13 protein-coding genes and 2 pseudogenes are annotated in these 20,298 nt (G+C 68.2%); 5 read left to right on the top strand and 10 right to left on the bottom strand.

Annotated features, from left to right (window positions below; all coding sequences use genetic code 11):
• Positions 1–59: 59 nt before the first annotated feature.
• Positions 60–3,749 (bottom strand): LamG domain-containing protein, encoded by a 3,690-nt coding sequence (locus tag AC1P0E_RS32230; RefSeq protein WP_482746308.1) that lies wholly within the window; start codon positions 3,747–3,749, stop codon positions 60–62.
• Between the two features lie 648 nt (positions 3,750–4,397).
• Between AC1P0E_RS32230 and AC1P0E_RS32235 the strand changes: the two genes are divergently transcribed.
• On the top strand, positions 4,398–4,499 hold the full coding sequence (locus tag AC1P0E_RS32235) for a DUF6207 family protein (RefSeq protein ID WP_482746014.1): 102 nt from the start codon (positions 4,398–4,400) through the stop codon (positions 4,497–4,499).
• Between the two features lie 534 nt (positions 4,500–5,033).
• Here AC1P0E_RS32235 and AC1P0E_RS32240 read toward each other — a convergent pair.
• The 4 genes from AC1P0E_RS32240 to AC1P0E_RS32255 all read right to left on the bottom strand — a co-directional run bounded on the left by AC1P0E_RS32240 (position 5,034) and on the right by AC1P0E_RS32255 (position 8,471).
• Complete coding sequence (locus tag AC1P0E_RS32240) at positions 5,034–5,240, bottom strand: hypothetical protein (RefSeq protein WP_482746015.1); 207 nt, start codon at positions 5,238–5,240, stop codon at positions 5,034–5,036.
• A 597-nt stretch (positions 5,241–5,837) separates the two neighbouring features.
• Positions 5,838–6,380: a DUF5753 domain-containing protein gene (locus tag AC1P0E_RS32245; RefSeq protein WP_482746016.1), complete on the bottom strand. Its 543-nt coding sequence runs from the start codon at positions 6,378–6,380 to the stop codon at positions 5,838–5,840.
• Between the two features lie 142 nt (positions 6,381–6,522).
• Positions 6,523–8,226 (bottom strand): oxidoreductase, encoded by a 1,704-nt coding sequence (locus AC1P0E_RS32250; RefSeq protein ID WP_482746017.1) that lies wholly within the window; start codon positions 8,224–8,226, stop codon positions 6,523–6,525.
• Positions 8,227–8,261: 35 nt separating this feature from the next.
• A complete protein-coding gene (locus AC1P0E_RS32255) occupies positions 8,262–8,471 on the bottom strand; it encodes a hypothetical protein (RefSeq protein ID WP_482746018.1) in 210 nt (69 codons plus the stop codon).
• Here AC1P0E_RS32255 and AC1P0E_RS32260 point away from each other — a divergent pair.
• The 3 genes and pseudogenes from AC1P0E_RS32260 to AC1P0E_RS32270 all read left to right on the top strand — a co-directional run.
• Positions 8,404–9,165, top strand: a pseudogene (locus tag AC1P0E_RS32260) (ISL3 family transposase); the annotation flags it as partial. The gene AC1P0E_RS32255 and the pseudogene AC1P0E_RS32260 sit on opposite strands and share 68 nt — an antisense overlap.
• Before the next feature lie 618 nt (positions 9,166–9,783).
• The gene (locus AC1P0E_RS32265; protein ID WP_482746019.1) at positions 9,784–10,092 is read left to right on the top strand and encodes a hypothetical protein; all 309 of its coding nucleotides are present in this window, start codon (positions 9,784–9,786) and stop codon (positions 10,090–10,092) included.
• A gap of 763 nt (positions 10,093–10,855) precedes the next feature.
• Positions 10,856–12,826, top strand: a complete 1,971-nt coding sequence (locus AC1P0E_RS32270) for a helicase associated domain-containing protein (protein WP_482746020.1) — start codon at positions 10,856–10,858, stop codon at positions 12,824–12,826.
• Positions 12,827–13,543: 717 nt separating this feature from the next.
• Here AC1P0E_RS32270 and AC1P0E_RS32275 read toward each other — a convergent pair.
• From AC1P0E_RS32275 to AC1P0E_RS32295, 5 genes and pseudogenes are all read right to left on the bottom strand, one after another.
• The gene (locus AC1P0E_RS32275) at positions 13,544–14,056 is read right to left on the bottom strand and encodes a hypothetical protein (protein ID WP_482746317.1); all 513 of its coding nucleotides are present in this window, start codon (positions 14,054–14,056) and stop codon (positions 13,544–13,546) included.
• 79 nt (positions 14,057–14,135) lie between these two features.
• Positions 14,136–14,477, bottom strand: a pseudogene (locus tag AC1P0E_RS32280) (DUF6415 family natural product biosynthesis protein); the annotation flags it as partial.
• Positions 14,478–14,761: 284 nt separating this feature from the next.
• The gene (locus tag AC1P0E_RS32285; RefSeq protein WP_482746021.1) at positions 14,762–16,336 is read right to left on the bottom strand and encodes a nickel transporter; all 1,575 of its coding nucleotides are present in this window, start codon (positions 16,334–16,336) and stop codon (positions 14,762–14,764) included.
• 3 nt (positions 16,337–16,339) lie between these two features.
• Positions 16,340–17,614 (bottom strand): tetratricopeptide repeat protein, encoded by a 1,275-nt coding sequence (locus tag AC1P0E_RS32290; RefSeq protein WP_482746022.1) that lies wholly within the window; start codon positions 17,612–17,614, stop codon positions 16,340–16,342.
• Positions 17,611–19,098, bottom strand: coding sequence for a DUF4331 domain-containing protein (locus tag AC1P0E_RS32295; RefSeq protein ID WP_482746023.1), 1,488 nt, complete (start codon positions 19,096–19,098; stop codon positions 17,611–17,613). The genes AC1P0E_RS32290 and AC1P0E_RS32295 overlap by 4 nt, the downstream gene beginning before the upstream one ends.
• Positions 19,099–19,380: 282 nt before the next feature.
• Between AC1P0E_RS32295 and AC1P0E_RS32300 the strand changes: the two genes are divergently transcribed.
• Positions 19,381–20,082: a hypothetical protein gene (locus AC1P0E_RS32300; protein ID WP_482746024.1), complete on the top strand. Its 702-nt coding sequence runs from the start codon at positions 19,381–19,383 to the stop codon at positions 20,080–20,082.
• Positions 20,083–20,298: the final 216 nt, after the last annotated feature.

Here is a 20,298-nt window from a genome sequence, read left to right on the forward strand (position 1 = left end):
CGGCGGCCGCGCGCTGTCAAAGGACCGCATGAAGAAAAGAGATGGGCGTTTGCTAAGCGCTAGGCCGACGGCTGCGCGATTTGTGAAGACACTTGATCGGGTGTCATCGCGCCGGTCCAGACCCGCACCTTGGCCAGGTCGCCCGGCAGGTAGTGGCCGAGCGTGCCACTGGTTGAGCCCCTGCCAACGGAGAGGGCACCACTGCCCTGTTGCGCATGAGCGAGCCCTGAGTCTTCCTCGCCCATTTGGATGAACTGCCCGACGTACATCTGGGCTACGCCGAGGCGCTGGGAGCCATCGCTGTGGGTGAAGTCCTTAGTGCCGTCGAAGACGCCGGTGACGTCCACCCAGGTGTTCCATTCATGCTCGCCCACGGGCTCTTGTGCCGGGGCGAGGGCGGTGTCGATGACCTTCCCGGTTGCGTCGACTGCGGTCCGCCCGAACTTCCACTGGTAGGCGTCCGCTGTGACCTTCTCCACCCACAGGGACCAAGAGGACTCCTTGCCCCCGGGGATGGCCTGCCCGGCCACCAGGGCGCGGTAGCCGGGTGCCTTGGATGCCAGCAATGCCTTGTTCAGCCGCACGCGGGCGGAGACGGTGAACGAGCCGGACTCATCGATCACAGGGCCGTTGGTGGAGGCGTATCCGGAGGTGCCGTTCAACACCAGGGATGTTGCATCGGTCCCTGTCAGCCCGGCGCCTGTGCCGGAGAGGGCCAACGGGCCGCGGCTGTAGGGGAAGGTGGTGCTGGTCGCGTTGTCCGGGTCCTCCGGGCTCTCAGCCACCTTGGTGCCACCGGCTGCGCTGATGGTGGGGTCCCAGTGCGCCACGAGTTCGTTGGAGGGCACACCGTCCTTGAGCAACTGGTTCTCCTGGCGGATCTGCTCCGGAGAGCGGGCGTCCTGGAAGATCGCGACTTCGTCGAGGAGTCCGAAGAAGTATTCCTGGCCGGTTGTTCCCTTCAAAGAGCGGCCGAACTGCATCCCACGGGTCGATGTCCACGGCTCGTAGGAGGTTGATTCATTGGCCAGCACCACAGGCTTGCCCTGCGGGCGTCCGTTGACGAACAGCTGGATCGTGTCATCGCTTTTGCCGGCCTCGTTCGCGTCGAACACGCCCGCCAGATGGGTCCACACCTTCAGCGGCGGACTCTCAGCGTCGGCGACGGAACGTATGTAGGCGGGGCTAGCGACATCCTTGTCCGTACGGTTGAAAATCCACTTCTTGTACGCGGACGAGTAATACAGCGTGAACGCGCTGCTGTTCTCACCCGGTGCCGCGAGCACAGCCCGGTTCACGGAAGCGTTCGTGAGGTAGACCCACGCGGAGACGGTGAACGAGTCACCCGTGTTCACCGCGGGCACGGCCGTAGCCGCGTGGCCGACCTGGGAGGCAGGATCGCTGGTGTCGTCGTTCAGACGCAGAGAGTAGTCGCCGGCACCGCGGCGTGCTCGTGTCGAGCCACCGGTACCTGCCGCCCCAACGAGTGTGGCGTCATGCCGGACCCCGTGGATGGCGGAATCGGCCGCCTTCATGTTGCCGGAGCCCGGGACCATGTCCTCAAACCGCCAGCGGCCTGACGACTCAGGGGGCAGCGCCACCTTGAAGCTGAATTCTTCGGGCGGTCCCCAGCGAACCCGGCCTTCCTTGTCCAACACCAAGTCGCTGGCTTCCACCGATAGCGTCAAAGTGCCTGGCAGTCCAGGTACAAGGCCTGATACCAGAACCTGTTTGTTCATCGCTGCAGCATCGACACGGTGGGTCGCATCGGCGTCGGACGACAGCAGCCTCCACCGGTAGGCCTGGATGTCCGTGTCCGCCGCGTTCGGCTTGAAGGTGAAGATGCCGGGCTGGCTCGGTCCGCCGTGTGCTACACAGTCGTTGGTGAGGCATTCGGTGTAGGGGAAGTTGGAGACAACCACCGGTGCTCTGGGCGCGGTGGTATCGATGCGTAGGTAGCACCACGAAGAGTACGGCGAGAACAGATCCCCGGACTTGCCGTTGTAGCTCCAGTGCGACTGCGTCCGCGCCCTGTACCGGTACAGGCCCCCTTCGGCCCGCTCGTCCGTGGACGTCGACTGCAATGTGCCGTCCGGGATCCAGCCGCTGTCCGGTTTGTGGTCGCTCCACACCTGGGACCAGTTGCCGGACGTCATGTCGTTGTCGCTGCGCTGCATCACAAACTCGGCCTGAAGGGAGCCTTCCTCGTCCCCTTCGTATGCCTCGACTTTCGTCTGGACGCGTGCGTAGACGGTCGGCTTCTTGACCGTCACCGTCAGTGGGTCCGACGACGGGCGGCAGTAGGTCTTGGTTCCCGTACCTGCCACCACACCGACGCTCGTGGGCACGCCGGGCCGGTGGACGTACCAGACCTTCAGCTCTGCATTGGAGTCAAAACGCTTCCACGCCCTCGGCTCGCTCTCGTCCTTGGCCCGGAGCATCAGCGTGAGCCGTGCGATTTTGCCGTCCGCCAACGCGCGCACGGTGGAGGCAAGGTTCTCGTCGCTCTCCGCCGGGTTGTCGTTGAACTCGATCCACGCGTTGGGCTGCTCGGGGGAGCAATTGTCCCCACGGCCTGCCGAGACGTAGCGGTCACCCATCTGGTCCAGCTGAGCCGGTCCCGGCCACCGCGTGCCCTCGGAAATGTTGTCCGTGCGCTCCAGGTCCACCCAGTACGGGTTGCAGTTGAACGACCACGTCTCATACGCCCTGAACGTGGCGTCCAGCACCTGCTTGCCGGCGAAATTGGAGGGGCCGAACTCGAAGTACATGCGGTCGGTGTAGCTCCCCGAGGAGCTGCAGTAGTAGCCGTCGGCGACACCGCAGCGACCGACGCCCTTGGGTTCGTCGAACTTCCAGAACTTGTCGCCGTCCGAGGAGAGCTTCGTCCACTCGGACACACCCAGTCCGACGGAGGGGTCGATGAAGACGGGGTAGACGGTCTCTTCCCCGCGCAACAGGTTCAGGTCCGGGGTGACCGACACGGCGCCGGATCCCACGGTCACCGGCAGTTCCGCACTGGCGTCGCCCTCACCCGGCGCCGTGTCGTCCTCAGCGCTTTCTTGCGCCTGCGGCCCTTCCACAGGAGCGGAGAGCAGTTGCGTCGTGGTGCCCGCTTCTTCGCCGGCAGAGTCCCACATCTGCCCGGCCGGACCGCGGAAGACGGGATTGCCGTCTGCGTCAAGTGCCCGCAGACCGCCGCCTTCGCCGGGGACCACGCTCAGGCCCTCACCAACAGCGGTAAGCCTGATCTTCTCCAGTTCCGGACTGGCAGCCGCCTGGGCGCTCTTGACGACCAGAACTTCCCGGTAGCTCTCAGCCGTGGCCGTCAGCTGCAGGTCGACGCCATCGATGGGCACATTGGCGTAGGTGGCGGTCGCCCCGTTCAGAGTCGGCTTGGGCAGTGTGCCCGGCCAGCCGAAAGTCAGCGAGCGGCCGTCCTTGCCCATCCTCAGCAGATCCGCACCACTGCCACCGTCCGAGAACGCCAGGTCCACCACAGCCGACTTCGGGCCCACCGTGCCGTCCGAGCGCTGCTCCAGCGTGGTGTCGATCCCCCGCCACGAGCCGTCCTCGGCGCGGGCGCGCTGCGGCTCCGTCGACTGCGTCAGCGTGTACGTGCCGTCCGGGTTGGCCTCGGTCTTCGTGTACTCGGTACGGGCCGCGGTCACCTCGACCGGCTCACCCAGAACTTCCGCACGCTCAGACGCCTGCAACTCCGGGGAAACTGACGTAGAGGCACCTGACATCGGCCCAGCGGCCTTCGCCGTTGCCGGAAGGGCCAATACGGGGAGCCCTGTCAGCAAGGCTATCGCCGTCACGCTGGAGACCGCTCGTTGCGACCGTCTCCCTATCAGACCATCACGGCCACGACTGCCCCACACCACAACCCCACCCCGTTCACGCAACCTTCATGAGTCGAGTGAGTACATCGGCAAAGGTTCCCGTGGTCAACAGTGACAAAGATCACCCTCGCCGCGAAAATGGCCTGACCAGGATGCTCGGAAGCATCTGCACAGCTCCTACACGCCCCCTCGGAGCACATTTGGACGCCAGCCGGCACTTCTGCTCGCTTCGCCTGTGGCGTCCTCAAGTAGGCAATTTTTATTCCTACTTGCGCCCCATCTAGCGCGAGGGCCGCTCGATCCGATCTCACGCTTCCCAGCGTCGGTTGCCCCGCCCTCACATCGACCAGCTACCAGGCTGGCGAGTACGCACAGCTGGCCAATCTCCGCTCCCTGAGACGACCGCAGTTCTTCCAGCACCCGGCAACACGGGCGACCAGATGGTCGCCCCTGCGGACGCGAAGGCCGGGCAGCTCTAACTCCCTCACCCTTTCGGGCTGATTGGCCCGCGCGGAGAGAACTGCGGGCAAGCGGGCAACGTCGCCTGGACCAATGGACGACATTGACGAACAGCATGCCTCAAAGCCGGGTCTGCTCATGCTGGATATCGCCCCTGCGGACGAGCCGACCGCTCTCGGCGCCCTCCACAGCTGAGCAAGTGCTGGGCTTCCTCCGGCACCCGCCGGGAATGGCGGGTGCCGGCGAATCGGAGGTGAGAGCGCGCCTGTGCGCCGCCATCAACGTCCTGACCCGCAACAACTAGTGCTGGATTCCTCAAAGGATGTACACATACCGGCGGCGTAAGCGCCTGGTGGGTGATGCAGGTCGGCCCCATATCCAGGGCCGGGCCCGGGCGTTGATCTGGGATGTTGCCAGGCGGGTGGCTTGTTCGATCTCGGGTGGCCCGGCGAATGACTGTCCTGCGAGGGCGGCCTTGCGGAAGATGCGCCACCAGCCTTTCTGGAGGTTGAGCCAGCAGGCGCCGACGGGGATGAAGAAGACGTGCCGGATCCTGGGGTGATCCTCCAGGCAGATGCGGGTGGACAGGCTGATTTCCGGGCGTGATCGATGAGCTAGCCGATGCGAGCAGCCGTCACGATGCGTCCTTGAGCGGATCACCGTCAGGCGCCGTGACGCCGGGGCGGCTGTCTCGTTGGCAGAAAGCCTCCATACACAGAGTGGGTGGCGTTACGACAGGTCGGTTGTGCCGACGGCGGCGCGGGGACGGTTGCGGGCCCACCGCTTCAGATCGCCCACCCCGTACAGGAGTTCGGCGCCGCGCTTGCTGGCGGGGCGCGGGAGGCTCGGGTCGCGCGAGTCCGCTGCCTTCCAAGCGTGGAAGGCAGCGGCGAGACTGACCGCTGTGAATGCCGACTGGAGTGCTCTTGTCACCACGGGCAGCGCCGTGCTGACTACGTTGCTCGGCGTCGTTGCCGGCTCTTACGTCAGCAGCCGGACACAACGTGTGCAGCAATCTTGGGATCGACAAACGGATGCGTGCGCGCAGGTCCTGCGGGAGTCTGCCGGAGTACTCGTTGACCTGGGGCGGGTTGCTAGAGAAGCGGCAGGCTCGCCCGAGGCCGTCTCCGGCATCGACTGGCGTCCGTGGAACGACGCCTTGGCCATGGTGAGTCTCGTCGCGGATCATGACGTTGCCGAGGCCGCTCACGCGATTGACGAGCAGATCTGGCGGGCTCAGTTAGCTGTTGCACGGGAGGTGTCCCTAGCGGATCGGTGGTTTGCACTTCGCGACGAGGTGGAGGATCAGCGCCGATTGTTTATCGAGGTCGCACGACGTCGGCTTGCTGTGCCTGGACCAGTTCCCCGTCGACTCCATGGTCGGCCAGACAGGAACGACCCGATATGGGAAGTTCCGGAGCCTCCAGCGTCCGCGATGTGACCAGCCGGGGCCGAGGACCAACGTGAGCAAGCCTGGCCAGCCAGGTGAGCGGGGGTGGGGGAGAATTCAAAGATCCTCAACACGGTGAAGCCTCAAGGCCGGCTCGCTGCGTTGATGTACGTCTTGGTGGCGTCGGTGATGAAGTCGCGGCTGCTGTGAGGGTTGAGGGCCTGGGCCTGGAGGTGGTCGTACATCACGCTGTAGTGGTGCACGTCGGATGGTTTCTCCAGGTAGAGATCGCTGGCGAACCGTTCCAGGTACACCACTGTGTCTGGGCTGTCGGCGAATTTGAGGATGGAGAACTGTCCCGAGAGCCCGGTGTGGGCTCCTGCGGTGTAGGGGAGGATCTGCACGGTGACGTGCGGCTCGGCACTGATCGCGTTGAGGTGCTCCAGTTGTTCGCGCATGATGTCGGGTCCGCCGACTGCGCGGCGCAGGGCCGATTCGTCCAGGACGAACGGACCATTGCATCGGCATTTGCCGCAAGCAAGAAATGTCCGGCGTCTGACCGGGGCGTCCGCCGCCCGCGCGCAGGCGGCCGAAACCGTCGAGAAGGACAAGGACGAACGACGCGTGCCGCTGAGGCATCCGCACTTCGGCCGCCGAGCAGATCGATGAGGCCCAGAAGGCTGCAAGGATCGCCACCAGGGAAGCGGCGGAGGCCAGAGCGGAGCGCTTGGCTGGAGTTCCTCGCCCGGTGGCTCTGGTGACTCTTCCCTCCCCTCATTGGGCCCCTGTCCGTGCGATGCAGGCGCTGAGGTGGCGGGGCTGAAGGCCTCAGGTCTTGTTGAGTGAGCGAGTCACTCCGGTGACGACTGCTGTGGTGAGGATCCATCCCGCTGCGATCAGTGCGTAGGAGACCCATCGTGCTGCCCCGTCGTCCCAGTACCAGGCTGTGCGTTGGCCGAGGCCCCCTACCGGGATCAGCAGATCGAGGGTGTAGATGAGCGGGCTGAACGGCGCTCTGGCCTCGGTTTGGGTCGAGTGTGGCGAGTTGCTGCTGAACACGGAAGTTCCCAGTACAGCGAGGCCTACGAGCCATACTGCAGCGAGCCAGAGCCGGTATCCGAAACCGACAGTCGCATCTAACAGGTGGCTCCAGGCACGGCCGGCCGGACTCAGAGTGCCACGACGGTGGCGCTGTTTGGCCAGGAGGACCCGCCGCGCATCGCCGTCGTGCCCGATCTTCCGGTACCAGGTGGCCAGTTGCTCGTATGGCTGCGGTGTGTACGCCTCTTCCCGCTGGATCCAGGCTATGCGTTGGACGATGCTGTGCTGCGTCTGGAGGGAGCCGTATGTGAACCCTTGCATCCGTACGACACCGGGCCAGCTGGCTGGGTGATCGTTCAAGACTTCGACGCGGGCTCCTTGCAGATCAACTGCCCCGCTGGGTGGTGCGGCGGGTGTGAAGTCGAGCGCGTTTGCCTGGAGTCTTGTGCAGTCAAGTGTTGTTTCCGGGGGGTCCAGTCGCGCTCCGGCGAAGGTGAGAGGGCCGGTGACCTGTACTCCTTGGAGTTGTATGGCCCCGTGGGCGGTGAAGCCCTGGGTGAAGACCATGGTGGCTGCTGTGGCGTTCTCGGCCCTAAATGCGATGCCGTCCGGGTTGTGCAGTCGGGCTTCGTTGAAGAAGAGTCCACCGGGCAGGGTCGCTCCGGGCATGCGGGTCCCGCCATACACGGTGAATCCTTTGCGGGCCCATATGCCGCCCTCCATGACGAGGCCACCTGCGTCGAAGGCCCACTCGCCGGGTCTCGTGATCACGGCGCCCCCGAGGCGTAGCTCGCCCGCTATGTGAGCGTTCTTCAGCCCCAGGGTTCCCTCGATGGCCGAGTGCCGGAGATCAAGGTGACCGTTGAAGCGGGCCATGGATCCGTCCAGGCTACGCATGTGGCTGCTGGCAATACTGACGGTCTTAGTGGCCGCCCCGTACAGGCTGACCTCTTCGTGCAGGTAGCAGTGCTCCAGCCACAAACCGTGCGTGACTTCCGCTCCGCCCAGGTCGAGGCGACCGGTGATCCGGGCCCCGGTGAGGCGGAGGGCGGGAACCGCCCCTGCTTGTGTGGCGTTGGCCCCCAGCAGCAGCGCCACCAGCACCTCCGCCCGAACTGTACGCTCAGGCCCCCAGTGGTGCACTTCAGCGGAATCCGCCAGTTCCGGGTTCCCTCTGCGCAAGTCGACCTGCGCGCCTGCGGGGAAGGCGTCCCAGATGCGGCGCTCCGGCTGGCTCAGATCGTCATACAGCAGCATCGGGCAATCGTGCCCACGGACCGAGTGGATAAAGCCACGGTCTTCGCACTGCCCTGTGAGCCAGGGGACTTCAGCGAGGACGCCAGGTTCGGATTTCGAGGTGCGTGATGTGGGCCTCTTTGTGAATGCGCCCGGTCTCGAGGAGCCACTGATGGACGGCGGCTGTGACGTCGCCGGCTGCTGCGTCGACGCGGCGGGCGAAGTCGGCGGCGTCGAAGCCTCGGCTTCCACCACCTGCATAGCCTGGTGGTGGGAGGCCTGTGGGGTGTTCAGGCGGCGATGCCGAGTTCCTTGCGGGTGCGGTGGATGAATTCGCGCACTGCCGGCTCGCGCCGCCAGGGGGACTGTAAAACGATCGGCTCTGTCCCGTAATCGGTGGTGACGAAGCGTGACCGGGATCGTTGACATCGCATGCGCGACGTCAACTCCTTTGTGGGGACCGTGTTTTCTGGGTTATCGGCACTGGTCGTGGAGAACATGACGGACCAGGGTGAGGTGATCCGCCTGTCGGCGCGAACCCGGCACGAGGCGGTGCCGTGCCCGAAGTGCGGGACGCCGACCGCGAGAGTGCACGGCTTCCACGAGCGTACGGTGGCGGACCTGCGGTGGACGGCCGCCGAGTCGTGGTGTCGGTGCAGGTGCGGCGTCTTCTCTGCCCAGTGCTGGGCTGTCCGCGGCAGACCTTCCGCGAGCAGGTCCCCGGACTGCTGGAGCGATACCAGCGCCGCACGACCCGACTGGCGGGCCAACTCGGTCATGTGGTCAAAGAGTTAGCTGGCCGGGCGGGCGCCCGCCTCTCCCGATACCTCACCGTCGCGATCTCCCGCTCGACCGCGCTGCGGATGCTGACGCGGCTGCCACTGCCCCCGCTCCGCGTGCCGCGGGTGCTCGGCGTCGACGACTTTGCCCTGAAGCGGCGCCACCGCTATGCCACCATCCTGACCGACGCCGAGACCGGCGAGCGGATCGACGTACTGCCCAGCCGCAGCGCGGACACGCTCGAGACGTGGCTGCGCGAGCATCCCGGCGTCCAGATCGTCTGCCGTGACGGCTCGGGGGCCTACGGCGAAGCGGTTCGCCGGGCCTTGCCTGACGCGGTGCAGGTCAGTGACCGCTGGCACATCTGGCAGAACCTCTGCGACAAGGCGCTGGCCGAGGTCCGTGCGGCAGCCCCGCATGCAGCCGTTAGCAAGCCGCGTACACGTCCACATCAGCGGTCTGCTCGCTCAACGTGGCCGACCCAGGTGCTTCGCCTACCCGGGCCGGCTCACCGGCCCTTCGTACGCCCCCATGACCGCCTAGCCAAGACGCCACGACACCCGGACCCCCATATCCACCAAATGCGGACACAGGACGGCAGCGCCGCCCGGTCCAGCGCGGATTGGCAGAAGAAACCTGGCCGGATACCCAATCAGCAGTGGCGATCCTCACCAGTCCGGCGGGCAGCACAACCGGGGGCCGGCCGCCGCCTACGGCCAGCCCCCGGGAGGACCTGCCTTGTCCACTCACCACAAGGGTGCGCCCACACCCCACGCCCCTGCAACAACCCGAAGGGAGATCCCCTCGGCTCGGTCGGCGGCTTCGCAAGGCCAGACGGCCGACGTCGGCCGCATCCCGTCACAGCTACGGCCGCCGGGCCCCTCCGTAGCGAGGGACACACGGCGCGTTGCACCCAAAACGGCGCAAACATGACCTAGCGTGCTGGCTTGTCTGGTACCACCCAATGATGCCAAATCTGACGGAAGTGGAGATGTTGTGCGCAAGCTTCGCAATGCTGCCCTGGTAGCTGCCATGCTCGGAAGTTTCAGCATGCTCGGGGCCGGTGTCGCCGCGGCCGGCGACGGCTACGGCCACCCGGACGGCCGGCACAAGGGCAAGGGCGGCAACGTGGTCGTGTGCGAGCAGCGGTCCCATGTCAGCCAGGACACGTTCCAGCTCGGCCTCATCAACCTCGCGACCGGGCCCATCACCATCCTCGGCAGCGGCCCGGCGACCGCCGTCTCGGTCCAGCAGATCTGCAGCGGCGAGGACACCCTGGCCAGGAACGACGCCCACGCCGAGACCGGACCGGGACTCGACCTCGACCTCGGCCTTCTCTAACAACGCGGCACCCCTCCCCGCGCTCACCGGCAAGCCCGAAACGGGCGATACCCGTGGAGCTGATGGGCCGCAAGCCGTTCACCGAGACGCCTGGCTGGGAATTCCCAGCCGGGCGTCTCGCGTGAACAGATGCTGGGTTCAGCCGCGCCGGCGTCCAAGCACTCGGGAACGAAGGCCCGGGGCCCTGGACCGGGCGTTGGCCAGGGCCCCAGGGGGCCGCACCCTCGAGGATGGACATGCGAGCACCGACGAGAACAACGCATTACACGCACTTCAGTCACGGGAAAAGAAGACGCCGAACTCCCGATTGCCAGATGCTGACGTTCCTCCACCGTCAGCGCGGGTTTGACCGTGATTCCAGCGGCCTCGAGGTACATCACGGCGGTGACCGCAGCCCCAGCCCCGCTCCGCGACTGGACTCCACGAGGCATGGACACCGCCCTGTACTGGATCAACCACCCCACCAACACCACAACCAGCGCATAGGAACACTCAACGAACCTGATCACCACTCGGGGAAACTGATCACAGCTGACCAACGCTCACTCCACCTGACCAAGTGCCAGCTCAGCACGCAGCGCATGCCCTCATCTCCGCCGTCACCGAGCCGTTGCGACCGGGGCTTGAAGCGCTACCACCACCAGACACCAAACTGATCAGCCCAGGCCAAACCACGACCTACTGATCAGAAAAACCGCCTCTGGACACCTCGCCGGTCCTCGGGGAGTCGGAGGAGGCGCGGCGGGGCCGGCGCCTGGCCCTGTTGCAGACGGCGCTCCTGGAGCATGCGGCGGCGTACAACCTGCGCACGGTGATGACGTTCCACCAGAAGGTGGAGGAGGCCGCGGCGTTCGCGGGGAAGCTGCCGCAGACCGCAGCCGAGCTGTACGCCACCGACGCCTCCGACGACGACCTGGCCGCCGCGGACCGCCTGCCGAAGTCGTCCATCGACGCGGAGTTCTACGAGCTGGAAGCCGGACGCCATGTCCCGCCGGACCGGGTGTGGTCGGCGTGGCTGTGCGGCGATCACCTCGTCAGCGAGCGGCGCGAGGCCCTACGCCAGTTCGCCAACGGCATCGACGCGGCCGGCCGCCGGGTGCACCGCGCCTTCCTCGCGAGCGTCCGCGTGCTCGGGGAAGGCGTGGACATCACCGGCGAGCGGGGTGTGGAGGCGATCTGCTTCGCGGACACCCGTGGCTCGCAGGTGGAGATCGTGCAGAACATCGGCCGCGCATTGAGGCTCAACCGGGACGGCAGCACGAAGGTCGCCAGGATCATCGTGCCGGTGTTCCTGGAGCCCGGCCAGGACCCGACGGACATGGTCGCCTCTGCCAGCTTCCGCCCTCTTGTAGCCGTACTCCAGGGCCTGCGCTCGCATGATGAACGACTCGTTGAGCAGCTCGCCTCCCGCGCGCTCACCAGCGGACAGCGCAAGGTCCACGTCCGGCGAGACGAGGACGGCCGGATCGTCGGGGCCGGCGGCAAGAGCGACGGTGAGGACCAGGAGCACGACGACACGCAGGCCGCTGCCGAGTCCGCGCTGCTCCACTTCTCCTCTCCCCGGGACGCGGCGACCATCGCGGCCTTCCTGCGCACCCGGGTCTACCGGCCCGAATCCCTGGTGTGGCTCGAGGGCTACCAGGCCCTGCTGCGCTGGCGGAAGGAGAACGAGATCACCGGCCTTTACGCCGTGCCCTACGACGTCGAGGTCGAAGTGGGGGTCACGAAGGATTTCCCCCTTGGTCGATGGGTCCACCAGCAGAGGAAGGCGCTGCGAGCCGGGGAGCTGGAGGAGCGGCGCAAGACGCTGCTGGACGCCCCGGAGGCCGGAATGGTCTGGGAGCCGGGCGAAGAGGCGTGGGAGAACAAACTCGCCGCGCTGCGGTCCTACCGGCGGGCCATGGGGCACCTCGCGCCGCGTCAGGACGCGGTGTGGGGCGAGGGAGAGGCGATGGTGCCGGTCGGCCAGCACATGGCGAACCTGCGACGGAAGGGCGGTCTCGGGAAGGACGCGGAGCGGGCGACGGAGCGCGCGAAGCAGCTGGCCGCGGTCGATGAGGACTGGAACTGCCCGTGGCCGCTGGACTGGCAGCGCCACTACCGCGTCCTCGCAGACCTGGTCGACGCCGACGGCCTCCTGCCGGCCATCGAACCGGGGGTGCTGTTCGAGGGCGACGACCTGGGCAAGTGGCTCCAGCGGCAGAAGAACCCGGGCACCTGGGCGCAGCTTCTCCCCGAGCAGCAGCAGCGGCTGTCGAAGCTGGGCGTGCAGCCCGCTGAGGCCGCGTCTCCCGCCCCGGCAGCCGCTCGTACGGCGAAGGGCCCGAGCAAAACACAGGCGGCGTTCCAACGGGGTCTGGCCGCTCTCACGCAGTGGGTGGAACGCGAGGGCGACCGGCCGGTGCCGAGGGGGCACAGCGAACAGATCACGGTCGACGGCGAGGCGGTGACCGTGAAGCTGGGCGTATGGATCTCCAACACCAAAACGAGAAGGGACCGGCTGGATGCCGACCAGCTCGCCGCGCTCGCGAAGCTGGGCATGGAGTGGGCGGGCCCGGTGCCGACCACCCAGGCCGTCCCGGCTCAGCCCGCCGCCGTACAGCCCGCGCCCTCGAAGCGCCTGCCGCAGCGTGACCACCACGATGAGTGCGACAAGATGCTGTACGAGGGCGGTACGTGTACCTGCGACCTCATCGAGCAGCACGGGCCGCCCTCCGAACGCGACGACTACTGACCGCTCCCCCGCCCGACCAAGCCCCGGACCTCTTGAGGCCCGGGGCTCCGCGCTGTCACCGGCGGGACATCGGCACGACCCTGCAACACGGAGCGCAACACACACCCCGCCCTCCGCCTTTTGCAGGCGTTCCAGCAGGTCAGCGCGCAACGGGTCCTGTTGCACTCTCGTGTTGCAGAGCTGTGTTGCAGAATGCGCCTCGGGCTGCGGGGCGGCCCGGCGTCACTCTCCAGAGTGGTCTTCCGGACTCCGCGCGAGTGACGCCGCCAGCAGGGGACATCACCGTGGTTGGCTTCCTCCTGGACGAGGCCGGGACCACGCTGGCGGTCGTCTGGGATCTGAGGGATGGCGGTTTCACAGCCGCAGCGCGAGGAGCCGGTAGGCGGCCGAATCCCGGGAGTTGTGACCCGGGAGAAGCGGCAGCGTGTCCCCAAGCCCCCATAGTGCGTCACGCTCACCCGGTCGTTCAGCAGACGACCGAGACAAAGACAAGCAGGTGGTGAGCCCCGGTGCCACGCGCGAACGGCCAGCTAGCCGCCAGCGCGCAGGAGCCGCGAAGTCCACGTGGCGGTCTTCGGCTACGCATACGAGCCAGGCCCTGCCCTCCGATTTACTCGGGGGCCGGGCCTGCGCCGTATTCCTGATCGACTCGGAACAACCAGCGGCCCTCCACCGGTCGAGCCGGTGGAGGGCCGCTGGTTGTTATGGGTCAGGTGGTCAGCCCTGCTTCACGACCTCGAAGCGGAACGGGGGCGCGCTCCCGGGTCGCCCATCGGCGAGGAAGTCGATGACGGGGCCGTGGAACTTGTGCCGCGCGGGCACCAGGTACGTCTTCGTCCCATTGGGATACTGCTTCCACACCCGGCCCTGACTTCCCTGCTGCCACACGGAGGGGCCCGCTGTCGCCCTCTCGCACCACGCCTTGCGACGCGCGACGCTGTCGTCGAGGCACCATCCGCTCGCGACGTTCTGGAAGAACTTGCCGTTGGCGGTGCGCTTCCACTGCTGTTCCGGTGCCTCAGTGTTGCACTCCACAAGCGGGTAAACCGCTTCACTGGTGTCTGGCTTGTGGGTCGTCGCGCACAGGGTCTTGCCCTCGAACTCCGTCGAGATGACGAACGTTTCGCCCTTGGCCGGGACGTCCGCCTGGGCAGGAGTAACCGCCGCCGACAGCAGCAGAGCCGCAGCGGTGGCCGTCAGGGCGGTGCGGGCGGGCTTCTGAACGCGCATCCTCATCCTTCTGTTGATCGAGCAAAACAAGCGCACCATACCGACGCAACAAACCCATCACGGGCCATCCAGGCACATGGGCGCGGACGAGGCGGGCGCGGTTCTGAACGCAGCGCACAATGCCCTCGATCATCATGGACAGCCGGCCTTCCGCCTCGCGCAGGACGACGTCGGCGAGCGCCTTGGGTCCGCTGTTCTTCGGCAGCTGGCCGGCGCGGCGGCGGACGTCGGAGGCGACGGCGCGGGCGTGGCCAGTGAGATGGAGGGCGATCTGCTCCAAGTCGCGGGTGCTGAGCATGTCCTCGCCGGTCCACGCAAGGACGGCCGTGACGAGGCACTCGTACGGTTCGCGATCGAGCGGGAGCCCGGCTTCGATCAGGCCGTCGGGGTCGTAAAGGACCGTGTGGGAGCTGGTGTGCATGGCGGGCCTCGCTGCCGGGAGCGTCGTCGCGCGGGTGGCCGGCGGTCACCGCTGGGTGTCCTCGCCGTCGCCGGGCCTGTCGTCTTGGTCCTGGCCGTGCTGACCGAGGAACCGGGCGAGGCCCCGGTCCGCGCGGGCCAGCAGGGCCGGGGAAAGCGGGAGACAGACACGCGATCCATCAGATAGGCCGCATTACGGCGCAGCGTCGCTCCTGGAAGGATCCACACCACAGCCAGCCGGCAGCGGGCGAAGCCCCGACATCCTGAACAGCCTTCAACGAGCTTTCAGAGGGTGAGAAGGCTTCGCAGCGTGAGGCTGGCGCCTACGGTGAGGACGGCGAGAGCGGTGAGGAGGGTCGCGTAGCGGGTGTAGCGGCGCAGGGAGGGCAGGCGGCGTTCGCCCAGAGCAGCGAGCCTGGTTCCGCCGCCGGAGAGCAGCAGGCCGGCGGCGGTCAGGGTGAGGGCCATGCCCAGGCCGTAGCCGATGACGAGCAGGACGCCGAAGAAGGTCCGGCTCAGGGCGATGGCGCCGAGCAGGACGACGAGGGCCGACGGGCTGGGTACGAGGCCGGCCGCGAGTCCTACGCCGAGGAGCGCGGGCAGGCCGGTGCGCCGCCGGCTCTTCCCCTCGCGGGAGTCGGTCTCGCGCGCGTCGTCGCCGTGGCTGTGTGAGTGAGCGCCCCCGTGGCCGTGCCCCGGCTCGTGCGCATGAATGTGAGGGTGGGCGTGGTGGTGGCCATGCCCGTGAGCGTGTCCGTGGCTGTGTCCGTGGTGCCGGTGTGCCGCTGGGTGCCCGGTCCGCAGGGCCCGTACCGCCGTCACCGCAAGCACCATCCCCAGTACCGCGATCACCGCGCCGCTCATCGCCCCCAGCCATCCCAGCAGTCGCTCCCCGACGAATCCTGCGCCCGCGGTGAGGAGCAGGCCCATGACCAGGACCCCGGCGGTGTGGGTGGCCGTGACGGTCGTGCCGACCGCGAGAGCGGCGCGGACGCCGCCTTGGCGGCGGGCCAGGCAGGCGGCGACGGCAAGTTTGGCGTGTCCGGGCAGTGCCGCGTGGCCCGCGCCCAGGAGCAAGGTCAACAGGACGGCGAGGAGACCCACCGGCCACGTGAGGTCCCGGCCCGCGGTCAGGCCGGCGAGACGTTGCTCCAGCGCCGGGAAGAGCACGGTGCCGCGGTCCACCGCCTGCACTGCCGCCGCCTCGTCACCGGGAGCTGCGGCCCCGCCCGTCCCCGGGCCTGTACGCAGTTCCGCCGCGGTCACGTCGAGCGGCTGTTCGGCCCCGTCCGGCGGGTAGTGGCGGAGCGCGTCGCTCGGGCTCTTGGAGGGAACCGATGACGCCGCCAGCCGTACGCGGTCGCCGGGGACGGCGGTGACCTCCTTCCAGCCGGTCCGTGTCACATCCGCCCCCGAGACGAAGGAGACCTCGGCGGGCCGGGAGAGGTCGGCGTCGGCCCGCAGGGTGCAGGTCAGCCGGGCGACGGGAACTGACGCTGCCCCCTTCCCGTACGTCAGGGTGGAAAGCCCCACCGTCCAGGCGATGCGCTCCCCGCCCACCGAGAGCCTGCTGCGGCCGGCGAGTCGGGCGCACCGCTCGGCTGCCCGGTGCGCGGCTTCCGCCGGTGAGATCGTCCCGTCGCGGTCGGTGTCCGTGGCGTCCTGGTCCTGGGCGGTGGGGATCTCCGCGCTGTCGACGACGGCGGTGTCCTCGATGCGGTCGTGCGACAGGCGTAGTCCGTCGTGGTGGTTGATGCTGAAGTTGCCCAGTGGGTGGGCGTGGGCCGTCGGTAGGGGGGTCAGGCCGAGCAGCACGAGCAGGGGCGCCGCGACGGCAGACGCGCGGCGTGGAAGCTTCATCGACTACCTGTCCGGGGCGGGGTGGTGAGGGAAGGGGTGGGGGTTCAGGGCGGCGGCCTCGCTCAGATGGCGGGAGCCTTCGGGCATGGCGAGTGCCTGCTCGATCGTGCCCCGGTGGTGGAGGAACAGCGCGTTCTTCCAGCCGGTCGCGGCGGCCCGGCGTGCGTAGGTGAGGGCCTCGGTGTCCTGCCCCGCGCGGTGCAGCGCCCAACCAAGTGCGTCGGCGACGATGACGCTGCGGGCGTGCTTCCATTCCCTGCGCCCGAGTTCCACCGCGATCTTGGGGTCGCCGTGGTCGGCTGCGTAGAGGATGAGATGCGGGTCGACGGGACTGCCGTCCGCGCGGACCATCCGTACCTGTGCCGACATGGCGGCCCGCTCGCTCCCCTGGCGGAAGTCGCCGGTCGCCTGTCGAAGTTCCAGTGTCTCCAGCAGGAACTGGGGCAGCGGGGTCCGTTCGACGAGCCGCGCGTACAGCTCGAGTGCCTTGCCGGTATGTCCGCGTGCGGCGGTGACCCGGGCGATGCCGGCCTGCCCGTACGGATGGTCCGGCACGGCGGCCAGGGCACGCCGGTAGTGCCGTTCCGCCTCGTCCAGCTTGCCCCGGGACCAGGCGAGGTCGCCGAGTCGTGCCTGAGTGAAGGATCGTTCGTCGTCGGTGACGGCACTGTCCAGGGCCCGTTGGAGCGCGAGGGCGGCGTCCTCGGGTCTGCCGTTGGTCTCCAGGTCGTAGGCGGCTCTGCTGTAGGCGGCTGTGGCGGGGGCGATGTCGAGCATCCGCTGTACGGCCGTGCGCGCCTGCGGATAGTTCCCGAGCTGGATCTCGGCGTCCGCGAGTACGGCGTATCCGTCGGGCCGGTCGGGTGCCATCCGGGTGGCGCGCAGTCCATACGCGCGTCCCTGAGCGAACTCGTGCCGGGCGTTGGCGAGCAGCCCCTGGCCGGTCACGGCGCCGTAGTTGTCCGTGCCGTCGAGTGCGAGGGAGCGGCGCAGCGCCGTCTCGGCGGCGTCGAGCCGGGCCGTGTCGAGGGTGGTGCGGGCTTGTTCGATCTCGGCGCGTGCCAGGCCGGCCCAGGCGGCCGGGTCCTGCGGGTATGCCGCTGTCGCCTTGCGGGCGGCATCGACAGGGCTGATGCCCGCGCTGTGGGCGCCCGCGGGGGCGGCGACGGTCCGCGGCCTGGCCTGGGGCCGGGAGGTGTCGGGACCGAGATGAAGCAGTCCCGCCACACACCCGGCCACGGCCGCCGCCGCACCCACGGCGCTGATCAGACGCCTCACGGGCCCGCGTGCGGGAGGTTGACGTACGGGAAGACGCTCTGGGCGTCCGCGGGCTCGAGACTGGCGACCGGCTTCGGGAGGAGCCCGGCGGCGGACGGCCCGGCGGGCTCGCCCTCCAGCATCCGGATCAGCGGGCCGTCGATGTTGTCGTTGAGTCGCCGTCCGTTCGGGAAGCCCTGGAGGTCCCCGTCGAGGACGCCGTGCGCCTTCGGGGCGGTGGTGACGGGGGTGGTGAGGTTCAGGCGCAGTTGCTCGGCGGGCACGATGCGCTGCGGGTCGGCGTCGGCGTTCATCGTGTGGGTGTTGAGGTCAAAGCCGAACGCGGCTCCGTTGTCCTTGCCGATGCCCTTCATGAACAGGGCCTGGATGTCGTGGCGCGGGGTCGCCGGCGCTGTGCGGCCCTGTGCCTTCTCGATCCGGTGCGGTGGTACGGGGTCGAGGGTGGCGGCCAGGAAGTCGCCCTCTAGGTGGTCGTCCTTCGGCAGGCGGGCCTGGTACCGGTCCTCGGGGCCGCCCGGCTTGGCCAGCCCGATGGTGGAGCCGAACAGTGCGAACGCGACGTGTGGGGTGCCCTGCCGGGAGACCTGCCGGAAGGTGGGAGCCTGCTCCGCGAGAGGGCGCTCCAGGTTCGCGCCCTGGCGGGAGACGGACGCCCATACGCCGATGACCGGGTTGCGCTTGGGGTCGCCGTTCAGGGCGACCTCGCTCTTGGGCACCTGCAGGACCAGGCTGTTCACGTTCAGCGCCGACAGGGGCTGGGCGTCGGGCAGCCAGCCCGGTACCGGGCCGCGGGTGCCGACCGTGTAGAGGCCGAAGACCTGGGTGTCCACCTTGAACGACTCGGCCGCCTGTGTGGCCATGGTCCGGCCGCCACCGGGGAGTTGGCGGATCGCCTGCTTCCGCAGCTTGCCGTAGTCGGGCATCAGGGCCCGGCCGGTGTGGGTGGGGGAGGCGATCGCGTCCTTCAGCAGCGTCTGGACGGTTCGGCCCGCGGTGACCTTCTCCAGGGTGTACTTCTGTCGTACCCCGAGCGCCCGGTCGTCGAGCGAGTTCACCGGCAGGGGACCGACCTTCGGCCCCGCGCCGAAGGGCCGGCGGTCCTCGTCCCGGAAGATCCAGCGGTACGTGGTGTCGGGGGCCCCGTCGCCGTCGGCGTCCGTGTGGATCTCGTACCGGGCACCGGTCGCGAACGGGAAGTCCACCAGCGCGTTGGCCGCGGTGCCCGGCACCTGGAAGGGGCGGACGTTCGCGATGAGCGTCACCATGTCCGTGTCGTCCGGGCTGGTGAAGGCGTACACGTCGGTCAGGTCCGTCGGGGAGTCGAGCACGGCCGAGGGGGCGTCGATGTGCCCGCCCGCTTCGCTGGTGCCCGTGAACTGCCCGGACAGGGCAGCGGCGGTGAGCGCGAGGGTCGTGGCGGCGAGGACGGCGATCCGCCTGCGGGACGGCGAGGTGGATCGGGACGTTCTGGGGGTTCCTGGCATGCGTGTCTCCAGGGCTGTGGGGGTGGGGGTCTCTCCAGCCAACAGCGCCCGTGATCTTGGAGTGACCGTTACGAGGCGCGCATCACCCGTCGTGTGACTCTTTCCCCTCGAATGGCCTAACAGACGGCCCAGTGTGGTCGCAAAGCCATGCATCGATGGACATACTCACCGTGGAGTCGATCTTCGACCGCGTCGTTGAACTCGGGTTCTCGTCCCCCTTGTTGGGGTCTCCCGGGATGAGTTCCGGTGCCTTCCCCACCCCTCACAGACTGGAATCGTTTTATGCGTATGCACGCGCTCCGCCGTCTCACCGTCCTCGCCGCCGCGGCCGCGCTCTCCGTCCCGCTCGGCCTGGCCTCGTCCGGGGCGGCCGCCCAGCAGCCGGCCCACACCACCAGGACGGCAGCCGCCGCCGAGCCGCTGCCGGGCGCCTACATCTCCCCCTGGGGCGACGCCCAGGTGGAGATCGGTGACGAGACTCTCGCCTGGATGGAGCGCGAGGGCATCACTCTGGAGGCCATCAGCCCGTTCGTGATGGACGCCGACGGCCGCGGCTTCAGCATGCCCATCGGCTCGACGGCCGGCGACGGCCTCGACACCAAGGGCCGCATCTTCTACCCCGGCGGCCTCAACGTCCACCACGCCCGATCCGGTAAGACGATCACCCTGAAGTCCACGTTCATCCGCGTCATGCCGACGCCCGCCTACTCCGCAGGCGTCTCGATCGACGGCAAGCCGCTCCTTGAGGAAGTCACGATCGCCGAGTCCACCTACGCCGAGGTCATGGCCGGCTCCCGCCCGAGCACCACGGGCTTCCGCATCAAGAAGGCCCCGTTCTACGTCACCCAGGAAGCCGCCAACCTCTTCGCGGCGGGCACCGGAGCCACAGCCCCGCGCGCCGGCAGCCTCTTCGGCACGCTCACGCCCAACTTCGACTACATCCCGGGCAAGACGAAGCCGGCGGCGTTCCCGACCCTGCCGTAACGCCCGCGCACTACCGGAACCCCAGGGTAGCGTCGCACGCGCCCCGGCGTCCTGGCCGTGCTGGGCAGGCAAGCTTTCCGGCCCCGCCAAGTTGCCCGGCGAGGCGAAAGAGTTGGTACCCCAAAGCGGCCTGGGGCACCGGAGGCGCCGCGGGCGGGAGCAGTACCCGCTCCGATCTGCGTCGTTAGCAAACGCGTGGGCTCGATCGACATGGAC

The organism is Streptomyces sp. TRD_SC_5 (genome assembly GCF_056836825.1).